Source organism: Burkholderia sp. HI2714, from assembly GCF_002223085.1.
GTDB classification, from domain to species: Bacteria; Pseudomonadota; Gammaproteobacteria; order Burkholderiales; family Burkholderiaceae; genus Burkholderia; species Burkholderia lata_D.
This window is the reverse complement of the sequence record NZ_NKFM01000055.1, coordinates 168,122-184,191: the sequence shown is the minus strand read 5'-3', so window position 1 is coordinate 184,191 and position 16,070 is coordinate 168,122. Positions and strand designations below refer to the sequence as shown.

Below are 16,070 nucleotides of genomic sequence, written 5' to 3'. Positions count from 1 at the left end.
AACGCGGCGAACGCGGCGAAAGCGTCGCGCCGGCATGCGAAGCGGGCTGCGGGATCGGTCGGGCGACTCGGTCGCATGGTGTCTCCTCCGGAGGGCGATGGCGTCGTTCGGATGACGACTGGATGACGCCGATGGTGCTGGCCGCATGGGAAAACACCAATGCTGCTTCGGGACAATTGCTTTAGTATTTGGGCCAAATCGGCGCTTCGAGGGTTTCTCCGCATGAGCTTCTGGGATTTCACCCGGAGTCCGGCCAGCGCCCGGTTGCTGGTCGATTTCGGCGACGAACGCGGCGTGCCGCACACGACGCTGCTGGCCGGCACGGGCCTCGCGGACGCGCAGCTCGACGATCCGAAGGTCGAGGTGACGGCCGCGCAGGAACTGCGGCTGACCGGCAACCTGCTGCGTGCGCTCGGGCGCGCGCCGGGCCTCGGGTTCGAGGTCGGCCAGCGTTATCACTTCTCCGCGTACGGGGTGTGGGGCTACGGGCTGATCGCCAGCGCGACCGCACGCGACGCGCTCGCGCTGGCGCTGCGCTTCCTGCCGCTCACCTTTGCGTTCACGATGATCACGTACCGCGAGGAAGGCGGCACGTGCATGCTCAATTTCGGCGCGCCGGAACTCGATGGCACGCTGAGCCGCTTTCTCGTCGAGCGCGACATGACGGCCGCGGCCGTGCTGCTGCAGGAAATCGGCGACGACACATTCGCGTTGTCGCGCTTCTCGGTGCAGGCGGCGCGCACGCCGACCATGCCGGTGCCGCGCATCGCCGGCGTCGAGCCTGCCTTCTCGGCGCGCGCGAACAGCCTCGCGTTCGACCGCGTGTTTCTCGACCGGCTGCTGCCGCATGCGAATCCGCTGACGGTGTCGATGTGCGAACAGATGTGCGGCCAGCTGCTCGAAGCGCGGCGCGCGCGCGTGGGCACGTCGGAGATGGTGCGCCAGTACCTGAGCGCGACGCCCGGCCACGCGCCGTTCTCGCTCGAGGACATGGCGCGGCTGATGAACACGAGCCCGCGCACGCTCAAGCGCCGGCTGCAGGAGGAGGGCACGACGTTCCGCGCACTGCTCGCGCAGGCGCGCGGCGCGATGGCCGAGACGCTGCTCGGCGACGCGCGCCTGTCGCTCGCGGAAGTCGCGGAGCGGCTCGGCTTCAGCGACCTGTCGAGCTTCTCGCAGGCGTTCAAGCGCTGGTACGGCGTGCCGCCGGGCGCGTATCGCAGCGCGGCGCAACGGGACAGCGGCCGTTCCTGAATCACGGTACGATCGCCGACATTCCCATCACGAGAGCCTCCGCATGATCACGATTCGCCCGATGACCGACGACGATTTCCCGCGCTTCTGGCCGACTTACCGCGCCATCGTCGCCGCTCAGGAAACCTATGCATTCGATGCGGCGCCGACACAGGAAGCGGCGCGCGCACTGTGGCTCGATGCGCCGCTGTGCACGTGGATCGCCGAAGAGGACGGCGTGGTCCTGGGCTCGTACTACCTGAAGGCGAACGCGGGCGGCCCCGGCAATCACGTGAGCAACTGCGGTTACATGGTGAGCGAGGCCGCGCGCGGCCGCGGCGTCGCGCGCCTGATGTGCGAGCACTCGCAGCAGGTCGCGCGCGAGCGCGGTTTCCTCGCGATGCAGTTCAACTCGGTGGTGTCGACGAACGAGGTGGCGGTCGCGCTGTGGCAGAAGCTCGGGTTTGAAATCGTCGGGCGCCTGCCGCGTGCGTATCGTCATGCACGGCTCGGCTTCGTCGACAGCCTCGTGATGTACAAGTGGCTCGGCGACACGGCGGCCGCCGAAGCCTGAGCACGCGGCCGCTTCGTCAGACGGCGAACGCGCCGTCGAACACGATCCGGTCGTCGAGCGCGAGCGTGCCGCGCGCGAAGATCAGGTCGAGATGATGGCTGCCGTTTTCGCCGCCGCCGAGCCCGAGGTGCAGGCCCGGATGGCGTTCCTCGAACCCCGCGTTGCGGCCGTACAGCCCGCGAATTCCGAGGTTCGTGCCGATGCCGAATTCCTCGATCCGCCGGTGATTCGGATGCCGGTCGAGATAGGCGGCGAAATCGCGGCGGAAGCCATCGTTGTCCGTGTCGAATCCGACGATCATGCTGTTCTCGACCCGCAACGTGGCGAGCTGCTCGGCCACCTTGTACTTGATCGCGAACGGCACGGTGCCGAGAAACGTGCCGCTGAAGACGACCGAGCCGTTGAGATCGGTGACGTGCGTCGCGATCTCGCCGGGCACGACGTCGAGGTTGCCCATTCCGTCCACGCTCGTCCATTTCTGGTCCGGCGCGAGCGAGCCCGTCAGCGTGTTGCCCGCTTCATCGATGAAGCGGATCTGCGATGCGCGCGCGGCCGCGGCGATCAGCCGGCCGTTGCGCGCCGCGATGTCGTCGAGCGATTCGGCGAATGCCTCGTCGAGATGCGGGCCGTAATCCTTGAACAGGACCGACTTGCTCCAGTGCTCGACGATCGCGGGGCGGATCGCGGCGAGGAACGGCGGCCCGCTCGGCGACGGTGTCGGCAGGCACGACGAGTCGTACAGCAGCACGAACAGATCGGCGCGATCGAGCGCGGCGGCGATATCGGCGGGCGGGGTGCTTTCGAGGCAGAGTGTGGTCGCGTCGAGCGAATCGGGCAGGGCGGAAAACGCGCGCAACGCGATGTCGCGGTTGCGGGTGTCATGGCCGACCAGCAGTTTTCCCGACTCGCCGCGCGCCAGCTTGTCGCGCAGCGCGGGGTGGAAGCCCAGTGCGCGGTGCAGGTTCAGCATGCGTGTCTCCGGAAACGGCGGAAGGGCCGAGGCCCTTCCGCGAGAACGGGTGGCCCGCTCAGACCGGCCAGAGCGCGGTGCCGAACGGCACAACGGCGTCCTCGACCATCATGTCGACGGCCTCGGGGTGCGTGTCTTCCTGCATCCAGTCAAGCAATTCGATCTGCTGGGTGTCCTGCATGTCAATTCTCCTGTGGTGAACATGAGTGATTCAACATGAAAGCGCGGCTAAAAAGTTGCCACTCCTCATCACGCATTTCGTGAATGCGCGACGAGTGGCGTTGATATTAGTCTGAGGAATTTACGAATGCAATGCGTTGCAAGGTTTTTAGCCGAGACGTGCTAAACACGGGGGATTTGCGGGTCGCGTGCGCTAAAACACGGATAAAGCGAATGACGGATTCGATGGCTTTTTTTCAATGACCGGAATCTCATGCGGTGCATTGCATTCGGCGATTTTTCATCAGGAATTCAATCGCCGCGACCAGTGGTGTTGGCGGTGACCTTGCATGCGCGCGAACGCGTCGCCGGTCATCGGCGGCGCGTCAGCGGCCCCGATGCCCGTGTCAACCGAGCAGCGCCTTGCCGAGCGGTTTGGCCGGCTCGGATCGCAGCACCAGCGACGTCGTGACCGCGCCGAAGCGGGCAATCGCATCGATGATGGTTTCGAGTTGTCCCGGCGTCGGCACCAGGACCTTCAGCAGGAAGCAATCCTCGCCGGTCATCCGGTGGACCTCGATGACGTGCGGCATCTCCGCGAACGCGCGCAGCGCGGGCTTGATGTGTTCGTGCGTCGTCTTCAGCCGGATGATGGCCATCATTCCCAACCCCAGCGCGGCCGGGTCGATCCGTGCGCCGTAGCCCGCGATGATGCCGCGTTCTTCCAGCCGCTTGACGCGCTCCGACGTGGCCGGCTGCGACAGGCCGATGCGGCGGCCCACTTCGGACAGCGGCATCCGCGCATTTTCCTGAAGCGCCTCGAGGATCGACAGATCCAGGCGATCGAGCTCTCCGTTCGACATGTCCGCTTTCCCGCTCCGTTAATTCATCGGCATATTGTCTCAATATCCGATGATTTACCATTCCCGGCCGGTTTCCGGCAGGCCAGACTGCGAACTCGCTTATTCATGGAGACGGAGATGGACCAGACGATCGTGATCGTGCCGGGGATCGGCAACTCGGGACCGGATCATTGGCAGAGCCACTGGGAGGCCGCGCTTCCGGGCGCCGCGCGCATGGCGCCGGCGTCATGGGATGCGCCCGACCTGCGCGACTGGATGGCGGCGCTCGATGAAGCCGTTGCGCAAGCCGCGACGCCGCCGGTGGTGGTCTGTCATTCGCTGGGGTGCCTGCTGTTCGCGCACTGGCGTGCGGCGTCGACGCGCGTCGTGCGCGCTGCGTGGCTCGTTGCGGTGCCCGATCCGGGCGGCCCGCGCTTTCCGGCTGCGGCCAGGGCGTTCGCGCATGTGCCGCAGGGCGATTTCGGCGGCTTGCCGGTGCTGGCGATCGCCAGTTCGGATGATGGGTACGACCCGGCCGGGCGCGGCATTGCATGGGCAAGCGAGCGGGGTGCGACGCCGTTGCTGCTCGGCCCGCGCGGCCATCTGAATACGGAAGCGGGATTGGCGGAATGGCCCGAGGGACGCGCGTTGTTCACCGCCTTCATCGCGGGATTGCGGGGGTAGCGCGGGCAGGCGGCCGACGTGCGCCCGCGATGGCTTGCGGCGCGCGATGCATCGACGATCCGGCTGCCGCGGCCGGGTTCCTGCCGCCAACGCATGCCGGCCCGCGACGGCTCAAGTATGATCGTCGACAGAATCGGAAGCCTCGACAGTCGGGGTTGGCGCGTGCGGAACACCGGTTCCGCCGTCACGACTTGCCGCGGCTTCGAACGACCAAGGAGACACGCGATGCGCGCAGCGCCGCAACCGGAGCAGGCCGGCCCGTCGCGGCCGGACACCGGCGTGACCGGCACCTTCCCGGAACGTGATCCCGATCGCATCGCCGCGTGGCGGCTCGCGATCCGCCTGTCGCTCGGCAGCGCGATCGCGCTCGGCCTCGCGCGCTTTTCGTATGCGCTGCTGCTGCCGCCGATGAAGGCCGATCTCGGCTGGACGTTCGCGCAGGCCGGCGCGCTGAACACGGCGAACGCGGCCGGCTACCTGGTCGGTGCACTCGCGTTTCCGTTGCTGTCGCGGCGCTGGCGAGCAGGCTCGCTGCTGGCGGCCGGATGCGTGCTGACCGCATTGCTGATGGCCGCGTGCGGGCTCACGTCCGGCATGCATGCGCTGCTCGTGCAGCGGCTCGCGACCGGTGTCGGCAGCGCGCTGATCTTCATCAGCGGCGGCGTGCTGGCCGCGCGGCTCGCATCGGCGTCGCCGCGCGATGCGGGGCTGCTGCTCGGGCTCTACTACGGCGGCACGGGGTGGGGCATCGTCGCTTCGTCACTGCTCGTGCCGGCCACGCTTACGCAGGGTGTCCATGGCTGGCAACCCGCGTGGTTCGCGCTCGCGTTCGCGTGCGTGCTGTTCTCGGCGGTGGCCGTGTCGGCCGCACGCCGCATCGAGCGCGTGCACGCGGCACCGACTGCGCCGCGCGGCGATGCGACGGCGGCCGCGACCGCGAGCCCCGTGCGCTTCGCACTCGCGCTGGCCGGCTACGGCCTGTTCGGCGTCGGCTATATCGGCTACATGACCTTCATCGTCGCGCTGCTGCGCGGCGCCGGGATGAGCGGCACGGTGGTCGCCGCGTTCTACGTGATGCTCGGCGTCGCGACCGTCGTGTCGGCGCGGCTGTGGTCGGGGCTGCTCGACCGGATGCGCGGCGGCCAGGCGCTCGCCGTGCTCAACGCGCTGCTCGGCATCGCGACGCTGATGCCGGCGATGTTCGTGCATCCGGCGGCCGCGTTCGCGTCGGGCGTGCTGTTCGGCGCGACGTTCCTGTCGGCCGTCGCATCGACGACGGCGTTCGTGCGCCACAACCTGCCGCCGGACGGATGGGCGAAGGGGATCAGCGCGTTCACGACGGTCTTTGCGTTCGGGCAGATCGCCGGGCCGGTCGCGATCGGCTGGGTGTCGGATAGTGCAGGGCTCGCGCGCGGGCTCGTGTATTCGGCGCTGACGCTGTTCGCGGGCGCCGCGCTCGCGGCCGGGCAGCGTGCGTTGCGAGCCGCCGCGTAGTCACGCGCCAAACGCGCCAGTCACCGCACGCACGCCGTGCGCGACACGCGATGAAACGCACGGCTGAAGTAGATCAGGCTGTCGCCGTCGTCGCGCACGCGGATCGACGTCGCCTCAATGAACATCACCGAATGCGAGCCGACCTCCTTCATGTCGGCGATCGTGCCCTGCAGGCTCGCGAGCGCGTCGCGCAGCACGGGCACGTCCTGCTCGCCGCGATCCCACACGGGCAGGTCGAAGCGCCGCTCCATCGGCAGGTCGGTGAGCCCCGCGAAATGCCGTGCGAGTTGCTCGTGTTCGGCCGGCAGCACGTTGATGCAGACGTGGCGGTTGCGTTCGAACGTCGCGCGCATCGCGCTCGACCGGTTGAGGCACACGAGCAGCGTCGGCGGCGTGTCGGTGACGGAGCACACGGCGCTCGCGGTGATGCCGCAGCGGCCGTGCGGCCCGGCGGTGGTGATCACGTTGACGGCCGCGCCGAGGTGGGCCATCGCTTGCCGGAAGGCCTTCTGCGCGTCGCTCGGCTCGACGCGTGCCGGTCGCTGGATATCGGTCGTGGAAGACATGGGCGCTCCTGGTTGGACGAAAGCGGCGATCGCGTAGCGCTGCCGGTGCAGCGCCGGATCGCCGACGATGACCCAAGCGTACGACGCGAAAATGCCGGCGACCATTCGCACGATTGACGATGGAGATGGCGTTCTCGCCAACACGTCTAAAGGTTCTACCTAGATGCGCGGCGCACCGCGCGAAAAAAATCGGGATTGCGCGGTCATGCGGCACGTGAAGGGGTTTTCAGCGGGTTTTCGGCTCGTTATGATGTGCCGCACATTCCCTGCGAACGACGCGCGCGACGCGCCGGCACCCGGCCCCGTACGCGGCGCGTGCGATACCGATACCGATATTCAGTGAGACACCCGCGATGACGTCACCCGCACCGATCGTATACATCGTCGACGACGACAACGGCATGCGGACGTCGCTCGCGTGGCTGCTCGAATCGGTCGGCATCGCGTCCGAAGGATTCGCGAACGCCACGGATTTTCTCGCGCGCTTCGACGTGAACCTGCCCGCGTGCCTGGTGCTCGACGTGCGGATGCCGGAGAAGAGCGGCTTCGACGTGCAGGCGGAACTGAACGCGCGCGGCGCGACGCTGCCGGTGATCTTCGTCAGCGGGCACGGCGATATCCCGATGTCCGTGCGCGCGCTGCAGAACGGCGCGATCGATTTCGTCGAGAAGCCGTACAACTCGCAGCAGATGCTCGAGCGCGTGCAACGCGCGCTGCGGCTCGCGCAGCAGCGGCATGCGGTGAGCCAGCGTCACCGCGAGCTGCGCCAGCGGCTCGATGCGCTGACCGCGCGCGAGAAGGAAGTGCTGCGCGGCGTGGTGGACGGCAAGGGCAGCAAGCAGATCGCGTCGGATCTGTCGATCAGCGTGAAGACCGTCGACGTGCATCGCGCGAGCATCAAGGAGAAGCTCGGCGCGACGTCGATCGCCGCGCTTGTGCGCGACGTAATGGTCGTGTGGGGCGACGACGGGGAGTCGTCGCGATAGGGCCTTGCCGGGGTGCGGCGAGGCGTTGCATGCAGTGCTCGGTGCTTGGCGCTCAGCGCATGTACAACCCGCCGTTGATGTCCCAGCACGCGCCGTTCGCGAAATGCGCGTCGCCCGATGCGAGCAGCACGGCCGCCTCCGCGACGAAGCCGGCCGACCCGAGCTTGCCGCCCGGCAGGCTCGCGAGCACCTGGCGCAGCTTCTCCGGCGCGACGCTTTCATACACGATCGGCAAGTCGAGCGGGCCCGGCGAGATCGCGTTGACGGTCACGCCCTGGGCGGCGAGATCGCGTGCGAACACCTTGGTCAGCGTCAGCGTGCCGCCCTTCGCGGCCGCGTAGTGCGCGCCCGTCGCCGAGCCGCCGTTCTGTCCGGCGAGCGACGCGATGTTGACGATACGGCCCGCGCCGCGCGTCGCGAAGTACTGGCCGAACACCTGGCAGCCGAACAGCACGCTGCGCAGGTTCACGTCGATCACCTGGTCGAACTGCTCGGCCGTGATCTCCATCGCGGGCACGACCTTCGATGCGCCCGCGTTGTTCACGAGCACGTCGATCGTGCCCCAGCGTGCGACGAGCGCATCGCGCGCGGCTTCGAAATCGCGTTTCGACGTGACGTCGAGCGGCAGCGCGATCGCCCGTTCGCCGCTCGGGTCGAGCTCGCGTGCGTGCGCCTGAATGGCGTCGGCGGCGATATCGGCCAGCGCGACGCGGTAGCCGGCCGCATGAAAACGTTCGGCGATGACGGCGCCGAGCCCGCGCGCGGCACCGGTGACGAGGACGACTCGGTCTGACATGGTGTGTGCTTCCGTGGTTCGCGAGCGCGTGCCGGATGCCGCCGCGCCCGCATCGTGGTTCATGCGGCGAGTGCCGCTTCGAAGTGTGCCGCGATCGCGCAGACCTGCTCGTCCGCACCCGTGCGCCCGACGATCTGCAGACCGGCCTTCAGCGGCGAACCGGCGAGCGGCAGCGGCAGGCTGAGTGCCGGATGGCCGCTCAGGTTGAACGGCCGGATCAGCGACGACATCGCGATCACCGATACGCCATCGCGCGCCTGCTGCAGCGTGATCGGCAGCGCGGGCAGCGTCGGCAGCACGAGCACGTCCGCGTGTTCGAGCGCGGCGTCGACCTGTGCGGTGAAGCGGGCGCGTACGGCTTCGGCTTCTTTCAATGCCGCAGGCGCAGTCGTTGCGGCCGCACGCAATCGCGCATCGAGGTCGGCGCCGAGCTTGCCGGTTTCGACGAGATGGCCGAACGCGCGCGACGTTTCCGCGTTGATCACGGTGAGCCCGGCGGCGAACGACGCCGGCATGTCGTCGAGCACGGCCGCGTGTGAGTGCAGGCCCGACGCGCGTACGGCCGCGTCGAGCGCGGCGGCGATGGCCGGATCGGCATCGACCGTGATGCGCGCGATCGTGCAGCCTGCGGCAGAGGCTGTCGCTTGCGTACGATCGAAACCCGGTGCAATCGCGGCCATCACCGCAACCAGCGTGCGGATGTCGCGCGCGAACGGCCCGACGCAATCGAGCGTGGTGTCGACGGGCGCGACGCCGCGCCGCGACACGCGGCCGAACGTCGGCTTCAGCCCGGCCACGCCGCAGCAGGCAGCCGGCCCGCGAATCGAGCCGCCCGTGTCGGTGCCGAGCGCCGCATCGACCGTACCGAGCCCGACGAGCGAAGCGGAGCCGCTCGACGAGCCGCCCGGAATGCGCGTCGCGTCCTGCGGATTGATTGGCGTGCCCGTGTAGTCGTTGATGCCGGTCATGCCGAACGCAAGCTCGTGCATGTTCGCCTTGCCGGCGATCTGCCAGCCCGCGTCGAGCAGCAGGCGGACGACGTCCGCGTGTTGCGTGGCGGGAGGTGCGTCGGCGAGCGCACGGCTCGCCGCCCGGGTCGGATAGCCTGCGATGTCGATCGTGTCCTTGATCGCGATCGTGGGGCCGGGGCCGCCGAGCGTGAAGGTGTCGATGAAGCCTGTCATGGTCGGTATCGTGAGCAAGCGGTGGAAAGGAGCAGGAATCAGGACCGTGGCGCGGTTGCGAGCGGCCACGGGCCGTCGAGCACGCGTTCGGTGCGGAAATGGCGGATCAGCCACGCAGAACCGTTAGCGGCCGGCGCGAAATCGACGGTCAGCCGCGCGGCGATCAACTCGGCCGAGCCGTCCGCGTAGCGCGACGCCTGCAGCATGATCCAGCGGCCGCGCGCGCTTGTGTTGCCGGCGCCGATCTCGATCGACTCCGACGTCAGGAAGTGCAGGTTCGCCGAGAAGTGCGGATCGGGCGGCAGGTAGCGACCCAGCATCGCGACGATCGCGTCCGTGCCTTCGAGGCGGCCGAACTTTTGCGCATACTGCGGGCCGACGCCTTCCCACACGGCATCGGGCGTGAACAGACCGGCGAGCGACGGGCCGTCGCCGGCATCCTCGGGCACGTCGCACAGCGCCATGTAGCGCGTGATCGTCGCGCGCACCGCGCGCTCGGCGTCGAGCGCCGCCAGGCGCTGCGCGAGCGCATCGATCAGGCCGGGGGACAGGTCGGTCATCGCGCGCCTCACGCCGCGGGCTTCGCAGCCGGCGGCACCGTCAGCGCACGGCCGACGCGCGCTTCGATCTTGCCGTAGCGCCACAGGTTGTATTCGCCGACCGGCGTCGTGCGATACAGGTTGCATACGGCGACCGTCGTGTCGAAGTCGGCGACGTCGGCCATGATGTAGAAGGTCCACGGTGCGCCGTCGGCCTGGCCGACCACGAGGCGGTCGTCATCCATCACGCCGAGCACGCGCACGCCGGGCATCGCTTCGACGGCGGCGAGCATCGCGCCGTACGCCTGCCACACTTCGCCGATCTTCTCGCGCGGCAGGTCGAAGAAGTTTTGCGACACGCCGCAGCAGAACAGGACGCGCAGCGGCAGCGGATTCGAATCGGACATATCAGGTTCTCCAGAGGAATCGGTGGTGCGCATGAACCGGCCGGCGACGGCGCTTCGGCTTCATGCGTGTTCAAAAACAATTCGGTCGATGCGGGTTACAGATAGCCGGGAAACGGCGTGACGCCGGTGAACACCGCGCCGGCGCCGTCGAAGTTGCCTTCGCCGAGAAACGCGTGCTGCGTGACGACCATCGCGTCGCGCAGCAGCCGCTGCAGCGGGTGCGTGCGATAGATCGCCGCCGTGCCGCCGAGGCGGTACGCGCGTTCGACGACGCTCGCGCCTTCGCGTGCGATCTGCGTGGCCGCGAGCCGCAACAGGCTGACCTGGTCGGGCGTCACCGGATTGCCGGCGAGGATCGATTGCCACACGCCGTCGGTCGCGTCGTAGAAGAATGCGCGCGCCGAGCGCAGTTGCGCTTCGGCCTTCGCGAGTTCGATGCGGTAGTACGCGCGATCGGCGAGGCGCGGCGCGCCGGTCGTCGTCTGCCGGCCACCCGACATGCGGTTCACGACGTCGAGTGCGGCGCGTGCGAGGCCGAGGTTCACGACGGCCAGCACCTGCGCCGCATACGCGACGGTCGGATAGCGATACAGCGGCTCGTCGACGGTCGGCTCGCCGCCGCGCATGAAGGTCCACGCTTCGGGCACGAAGCGGTCGTCGACGCGCAGGTCGTGGCTGCCGGTGCCCTGCATGCCGACCACGTTCCAGTTCTCGACGATCTCGACCTGGTCGGCGCGGAACACGGCCGTGCGCGGCTTGTTCGGCGCGGCGTCCTGCGCACCCGGCACGGCGATGCCGACGCCGAGCCAGTCGGCCCCCTTGCAGCCGCTCGCGAATTTCCACGTGCCGTTCACGCGCCAGCCGCCTGCTGCGGGCTGGGCCGGCTGCACCGGGAACAGGCCGCCCGCGAACACCTGGTCGGGGCCGCTCGCATACAGCTCGGCCTGGGTGTCGAGCGGCAGCGCGGCGAGATACACGTTCGCGGAGCCGAAGCTCGCGACCCACGCGGCCGAGCCGTCGGCGGTCGCGATCCGCTCGATCATGTCGAGGAACGCGGTCGGCGCGAGCGCATCGCCGCCGAACCGGCGCGGCGTGCCCGCGCGATAGATGCCGGCCTGCTTGAACAGCGCGATCACGTCGCGCGGTACGTGCGACAGGCGGTCGAATTCTTCGCGGCGCGCGGCGACGGTCTCGATCACGGCGTCGAGCGGCGACAGCCGGGCGGCCGGTTCGCTGGCCGCGTGGGGAGCGCTCGGTGCGGTGTCGAGGGCGAGGGCGGCGTGGGGCATGGCTGTCTCCTGGGGGCGGATGGGGGTTCGAATGCGGGGTGGTCACGACGATGCAGCCAGTCTAGAAACGCCGAAAACGCGCAGCAATTGGTGCGTTGGGCCGTGCGACTGGTGACGTTCCGTGCCGCACTAAAGAAATCTTCAGATGCGGGCGGCGCGCGCCGGTGCTATGTTGGGTTTCCGGTCGCGCGATGCCGCGCGACCTCATCCGAAGCCGATCATGAGTTTCCCCGACGAAGACGATTTCCACCGGCTGCTCGACGCGCTGACGACCTGCGTGCTGCTGCACGACGCGCACACCAAGGCGATCGTGTGGGCGAACCGCGCCGCGTGCATCGCGCTCGGTTTTTCCGTCGAGGAGCTGTTGCCGCTGAAGGCGCCGGACATGACGCGTCCCGAGCCGAAATACCAGCGCGAGATCGCCGTGAGCGCGTGGGATCGCGCGCTCGTCGACGGGCCGCAGGTGTACGAGTGGTGCTACCGGTCGCGCACGGGCGTCGACATGTTGTCCGAGGCGACCGCCACCTACGTGCCGCTGCGCGGGCGCGACGTCGTGATGGTGCAGTTCCGCGACATCAGCGCGGAAGAGGCGGTGCGCCAGCAACTGCGCCGCTACGAGGCGCGGCTGCGCGAATTCATGCAGGACCTCGACGAAGGCATCGCGGTCGTCACGCCGCACGGCGGCGTGCAGTTCATCAGCGAGTCGGGCCGCCGCGTGCTCGGGCTCGCACCCGACGAAGCGCTCGGCGAGGTGCTCGATTACTGCTCCGAGGCCGACCGCGACCGGCTCGTCGCGCAACTGCGCGATGCGCCGTCCGCGTACCCGTCCGCGCCGCAGCGCTACCGGATCGTGCGGCGCGACGGCTCGACGTGCTGGCTGCGCATCCTGTGCCGGCAGGTCGAGATCGAGGGCGATCTCGACGGGCTGCTGGTGCAGTTTCGCGACGTGAGCGATGAAGTCGCGATCGAGGACGCCCGCCGCGCGGAAGCGCGCACGCTTGAACACGCGGGCCGTTACAACGCGATGGGTGAGATGGCGAGCGTGATCGCGCACGAGCTGAGCCAGCCGCTCGCGGCCGTGCGCAACTTCATCGAAGGCGCGGTGCAGCGGCTGAACGCGCGCGGCGCCATCGACGACGCGATCTGGGGGCTGCGCAGCGCGGACCGGCAGGCCGAGCATGCGGCGCTGATCATCAAGAGCGTGCGCGAGTTCATCGTGAAGCGCGAGCCGGTCGTCGCCCTCGCCGACCTGCGCGACATTCTCGCGGACGTCGCGTATTTCATCGAGCTGCGCGCGAAGGAGGCCGGTGTGACGGTGACGATCGTGCAGGCCGATGCACCGCTGCCGATCCGCTGCGAGCGCGTGCTGATCGGTCAGGTGATCCTGAATCTCGCGTTCAACGCGATCGAGGCGTTCGCCGGTTGCGAACGTGTGCCGCGCACGCTGACGCTCGGCACCGCGAACGTCGGCGGGCATGCCGAGTTGCGCGCGATCGACAACGGCCCCGGTATCGCGGCCGGCGCGCACGACCGGCTGTTCGACGGTTTCTCGTCGTCGAAGGCCGGCGGGAACGGAATCGGGCTGTCGCTGTGCAAGAGCATCGTGACGCGCCACGGCGGCCGGATCGCTGCCAGCCCGGCCGAGGGCGGCGGGCTCGACTGCCGCGTGACGCTGCCGCTCGCCGGGATGAAGGCGGATGCAAGCGCATAGTCGCGGGGGCGTGCGCGATGCCGCCGCCACCCGGCGGTCGTCGCGCATGAGCGGGCAGGCTCGCACGCCGCGCATGGTCAGCGCCCCAGCGCCCGCGCGGTCTGGCCGCCGATGCCGAAGTCGGTGTTCGGAATGTCCTTGATCATCACGCGGGTGGCTTGCAGCGGTGCGTCGAGCACGCTGGCGCTCGTCTCCGATAGTGCGGCGATCAGCGCGCGTTTCTGTTCATCCGTGCGGCCCGCGATCAGGATCGCGACGATCACCGGCAGCGACGGCGGCGCGCCGTCCGCGGCGCTGCGCCCGCCCAGGCCGATGTGCGTCGCGGGCAATTCGGTCAGCAGCACGCGCACCGATTCGATCGGCGCACCGATCGAATCGACGGTCGCGCCGGTCAGCCGTGCGATCAGTTCGGCCTTGCGGGCTTCGTCATGGCCGGCGGGCAGGAAAACTTCGAGTGTGGGCATGGTCGTCCGGAAAGGTGAAGGTGACCGGCTCACCGTTGCGTTGGCGATGGGCGAACCGGTGGCCGCTTACAGGTGAAGGTGGCCGACTCACCGTTGCACTGGCGATGGCGAACCGGTGGCCGCTTACAGGTGAAGGTGGCCGACTCACCTTTGCGTTGGCGATGGCGAACCGGCGGCCGCTTACAGGTGAAGGTGGCCGACTCACCTTCGCGTTGGCGATGGCGAACCGGTGGCCGCTCACAGGTGAAGGTGACCGGCTCACCGTTGCGTTGGCGACGGCGAACCGGCGGCCGCTTACAGCAGGAAGCCGATCGCGCTGAGCGTTTCGGTCGAATCGATCAGGCGCACGACCTTCTCGGCGATCCGCATCTCGCCTTCCGCATCGACATGCAGCTTGTGCGTGACGTCGGCCGCGAACAGCGTCGCGACGCCGCGCTTGTACGCGACGACGACCTGCGCCGATTTCAGCTCGACGGTGCCGGCGCTGCCGCTTTCCAGCGTGAAGCGCGACACGGTGCGCACCGTGCGCGCCGCGTCGGTCGCCGACGCCGAATAGCCGGACATCATTCGCTGCACGCGCTTCTCGCGCATGTCCTGGTCGTCGAATACGTAGTTCAGCGTCGCGGCGAAGTCGGTCGTGTCGGGATCGATCGGCACCACGTAGTGGCCGGCCGAATCCCACAGGTCGAGCCACGCGCGATAGTCGCGGCGATCGAGCATCTCGGCTTCGCGCCACACGAATTCGACCGCGCGGGCGAAGGTCTGCTCGGAAAAGAGGGCGTTGCGGTCGTCCATTATTGTTGCTCCATCATCTTGCGCCATTGCTGGTAGGCCTCGCGCATGCCGGTCTCGTCGGTCGCATGCGCGGTCTTTTCGCCGTTCGCGGCAGTCGTCTCGCGGTTCAGCCCGCGATTCACGAGGATCGGCACGTCGCGGCCCGCATGCGCGCCGCGTTGTACACGCTCCCATGCTTCCGCGTCGTCGGGGCTACCGAAACCGAACGGGCCCTGGAAGTGCTCGTGGATGCGCAGCCGCTCGCGGTTCGCTTCGTCGGGGCCACCGTCCATCGCGAGCGCGACGTGGCGGATCTCGGTTTCGTTCGCGGAGATCGGCCGCAGCACGCGGAAGAACGCCATCGACAGCGCGAGGTTCGGGAACAGGTTCAGGTTGAAGCCGACGCCCATCAGCGAACGCACGATGCGGCGCACTTCGTCCGGCGTATGACGCTCGGCGAGCGTCGCCGCGAGCGGCGCGAAGCGCTCGGGCAGCGGCGCGCCGTCGTCTTCGTCGAGGTCGATCAGCTCGGGCATCAGCACCGCGAGGCTGTGGCCGTTGCCGAGCCCGCGACAGAACGCGTCCTCGCTCGTCATGAAGCTCGTGATCGCGGCGGCCGTCTCGTCGTCGATCGACTTCATCCACGACTTGTGCACGACCGGGAAGTGATAGAGGTCGGTCGTGTTCTCGAGCTGGATCTTCCAGTTGCCCTTGAACTTGAACTTGTGCTCGCCGTTCGCCTTGATCGGGTAGCCGGCGCCCTGTTTCATGAACAGGTCGATCCACGGCTTCGCGCCGCCGAGGAAATCCTCGAGCGGTTCGATCGCGTCGTTGAAGCTCGCGAAGATCAGCCCCCGGTACACGCCGACGCGCAGCTTCACGAGCGGCAGGTCGCCTTTTTCGCACACGCCTTCGTAGCCGTCGCCGTACGGCAGCGCGCGCAGCGTGCCGTCGAGCGCGTAGGACCAGCTGTGATACGGGCACGTGAAGCCCTTCGCGTTGCCCTTGTGCGACTCGCACACGGTCGCGCCGCGATGGCGGCAGCGGTTCTGCAGCACGTTGATTTCACCGGTCTTGTCGCGCACGACGATCACCGGCTGGCGGCCGATCGTCGTCGTGATGAAGTCGCCCGGGTTCGGCAGCTCGCTTTCGTGCGCGACCCAGATCCAGGTGCGGTAGAAGATGCGGTCGAGCTCGGCTTCGAACAGCGCGGGATCGTGATACATCGCGGGCGCGATGCGGTCGGGTTGCGCGAGGCCATGCAACGCGCTGGTGTCGATCGTCTGGTAGGAAATGTCGCTCATCGTTGTCGTGGGGAAAGAGTCGCGAAATCGGGCCGCGTCACGCGCGGTGTCGAGTACCCAGTCTCGTCTTCCACTACATATCCGTCAAATTGAT

Annotated in this window: 18 protein-coding genes; 6 read left to right on the top strand and 12 right to left on the bottom strand. The window is 68.4% G+C overall.

What is annotated here, in order from left to right:
- The first annotated feature begins 222 nt into the window (after positions 1-222).
- Together CFB82_RS30225 and CFB82_RS30220 are read left to right on the top strand one after the other, a co-directional pair.
- A complete protein-coding gene (locus CFB82_RS30225; protein WP_089486437.1) occupies positions 223-1,254 on the top strand; it encodes an AraC family transcriptional regulator in 1,032 nt (343 codons plus the stop codon).
- A 43-nt stretch (positions 1,255-1,297) separates the two neighbouring features.
- Positions 1,298-1,807, top strand: coding sequence for a GNAT family N-acetyltransferase (locus CFB82_RS30220; RefSeq protein WP_089447162.1), 510 nt, complete (start codon positions 1,298-1,300; stop codon positions 1,805-1,807).
- Between the two features lie 16 nt (positions 1,808-1,823).
- Here the strand turns inward: CFB82_RS30220 and CFB82_RS30215 are convergent, their stop codons facing one another.
- The 3 genes from CFB82_RS30215 to CFB82_RS30210 all read right to left on the bottom strand — a co-directional run bounded on the left by CFB82_RS30215 (position 1,824) and on the right by CFB82_RS30210 (position 3,799).
- Positions 1,824-2,777, bottom strand: coding sequence for a leucyl aminopeptidase (locus CFB82_RS30215; protein ID WP_089486436.1), 954 nt, complete (start codon positions 2,775-2,777; stop codon positions 1,824-1,826).
- Positions 2,778-2,835: 58 nt separating this feature from the next.
- A complete protein-coding gene (locus CFB82_RS44155) occupies positions 2,836-2,958 on the bottom strand; it encodes a hypothetical protein (RefSeq protein ID WP_006766865.1) in 123 nt (40 codons plus the stop codon).
- Between the two features lie 385 nt (positions 2,959-3,343).
- The gene (locus CFB82_RS30210; protein WP_011356102.1) at positions 3,344-3,799 is read right to left on the bottom strand and encodes an Lrp/AsnC family transcriptional regulator; all 456 of its coding nucleotides are present in this window, start codon (positions 3,797-3,799) and stop codon (positions 3,344-3,346) included.
- A gap of 117 nt (positions 3,800-3,916) precedes the next feature.
- On the opposite strand from CFB82_RS30210, the gene CFB82_RS30205 reads away from it, so the two are divergent.
- Positions 3,917-4,462 (top strand): RBBP9/YdeN family alpha/beta hydrolase, encoded by a 546-nt coding sequence (locus CFB82_RS30205; RefSeq protein WP_089486435.1) that lies wholly within the window; start codon positions 3,917-3,919, stop codon positions 4,460-4,462.
- 225 nt (positions 4,463-4,687) lie between these two features.
- Positions 4,688-5,956, top strand: a complete 1,269-nt coding sequence (locus CFB82_RS30200) for a YbfB/YjiJ family MFS transporter (protein ID WP_089486434.1) — start codon at positions 4,688-4,690, stop codon at positions 5,954-5,956.
- Positions 5,957-5,976: 20 nt separating this feature from the next.
- On the opposite strand, the gene hpaC is transcribed toward CFB82_RS30200, so the two are convergent.
- Positions 5,977-6,522 (bottom strand): 4-hydroxyphenylacetate 3-monooxygenase, reductase component, encoded by a 546-nt coding sequence (gene hpaC, locus CFB82_RS30195; protein ID WP_069252858.1) that lies wholly within the window; start codon positions 6,520-6,522, stop codon positions 5,977-5,979.
- 353 nt (positions 6,523-6,875) lie between these two features.
- Between hpaC and CFB82_RS30190 the strand changes: the two genes are divergently transcribed.
- Entirely contained in the window at positions 6,876-7,508 is a 633-nt protein-coding gene (locus CFB82_RS30190) for a response regulator transcription factor (RefSeq protein WP_043178278.1), read from the top strand.
- A 52-nt stretch (positions 7,509-7,560) separates the two neighbouring features.
- Here the strand turns inward: CFB82_RS30190 and CFB82_RS30185 are convergent, their stop codons facing one another.
- The 5 genes from CFB82_RS30185 to CFB82_RS30165 all read right to left on the bottom strand — a co-directional run bounded on the left by CFB82_RS30185 (position 7,561) and on the right by CFB82_RS30165 (position 11,723).
- Entirely contained in the window at positions 7,561-8,304 is a 744-nt protein-coding gene (locus CFB82_RS30185; RefSeq protein ID WP_089486500.1) for an SDR family NAD(P)-dependent oxidoreductase, read from the bottom strand.
- 59 nt (positions 8,305-8,363) lie between these two features.
- Positions 8,364-9,488, bottom strand: a complete 1,125-nt coding sequence (locus tag CFB82_RS30180) for an amidase (RefSeq protein WP_089486433.1) — start codon at positions 9,486-9,488, stop codon at positions 8,364-8,366.
- Between the two features lie 38 nt (positions 9,489-9,526).
- Entirely contained in the window at positions 9,527-10,048 is a 522-nt protein-coding gene (locus tag CFB82_RS30175) for a nuclear transport factor 2 family protein (RefSeq protein ID WP_089486432.1), read from the bottom strand.
- An 8-nt stretch (positions 10,049-10,056) separates the two neighbouring features.
- On the bottom strand, positions 10,057-10,434 hold the full coding sequence (locus CFB82_RS30170) for a hypothetical protein (protein WP_011356094.1): 378 nt from the start codon (positions 10,432-10,434) through the stop codon (positions 10,057-10,059).
- A gap of 95 nt (positions 10,435-10,529) precedes the next feature.
- Complete coding sequence (locus CFB82_RS30165) at positions 10,530-11,723, bottom strand: acyl-CoA dehydrogenase family protein (protein ID WP_089486431.1); 1,194 nt, start codon at positions 11,721-11,723, stop codon at positions 10,530-10,532.
- A gap of 145 nt (positions 11,724-11,868) precedes the next feature.
- Here CFB82_RS30165 and CFB82_RS30160 point away from each other — a divergent pair, with 145 nt between their 5' ends.
- On the top strand, positions 11,869-13,434 hold the full coding sequence (locus CFB82_RS30160; RefSeq protein WP_089486430.1) for a sensor histidine kinase: 1,566 nt from the start codon (positions 11,869-11,871) through the stop codon (positions 13,432-13,434).
- Positions 13,435-13,511: 77 nt separating this feature from the next.
- On the opposite strand, the gene CFB82_RS30155 is transcribed toward CFB82_RS30160, so the two are convergent.
- From CFB82_RS30155 to CFB82_RS30145, 3 genes are all read right to left on the bottom strand, one after another.
- Positions 13,512-13,898, bottom strand: coding sequence for a tautomerase family protein (locus CFB82_RS30155; protein ID WP_089486429.1), 387 nt, complete (start codon positions 13,896-13,898; stop codon positions 13,512-13,514).
- A gap of 294 nt (positions 13,899-14,192) precedes the next feature.
- Complete coding sequence (locus tag CFB82_RS30150; RefSeq protein WP_089486499.1) at positions 14,193-14,696, bottom strand: aromatic-ring-hydroxylating dioxygenase subunit beta; 504 nt, start codon at positions 14,694-14,696, stop codon at positions 14,193-14,195.
- Entirely contained in the window at positions 14,693-15,976 is a 1,284-nt protein-coding gene (locus tag CFB82_RS30145) for an aromatic ring-hydroxylating oxygenase subunit alpha (protein ID WP_089486428.1), read from the bottom strand. The genes CFB82_RS30150 and CFB82_RS30145 overlap by 4 nt, the downstream gene beginning before the upstream one ends.
- Positions 15,977-16,070 lie beyond the last annotated feature (94 nt).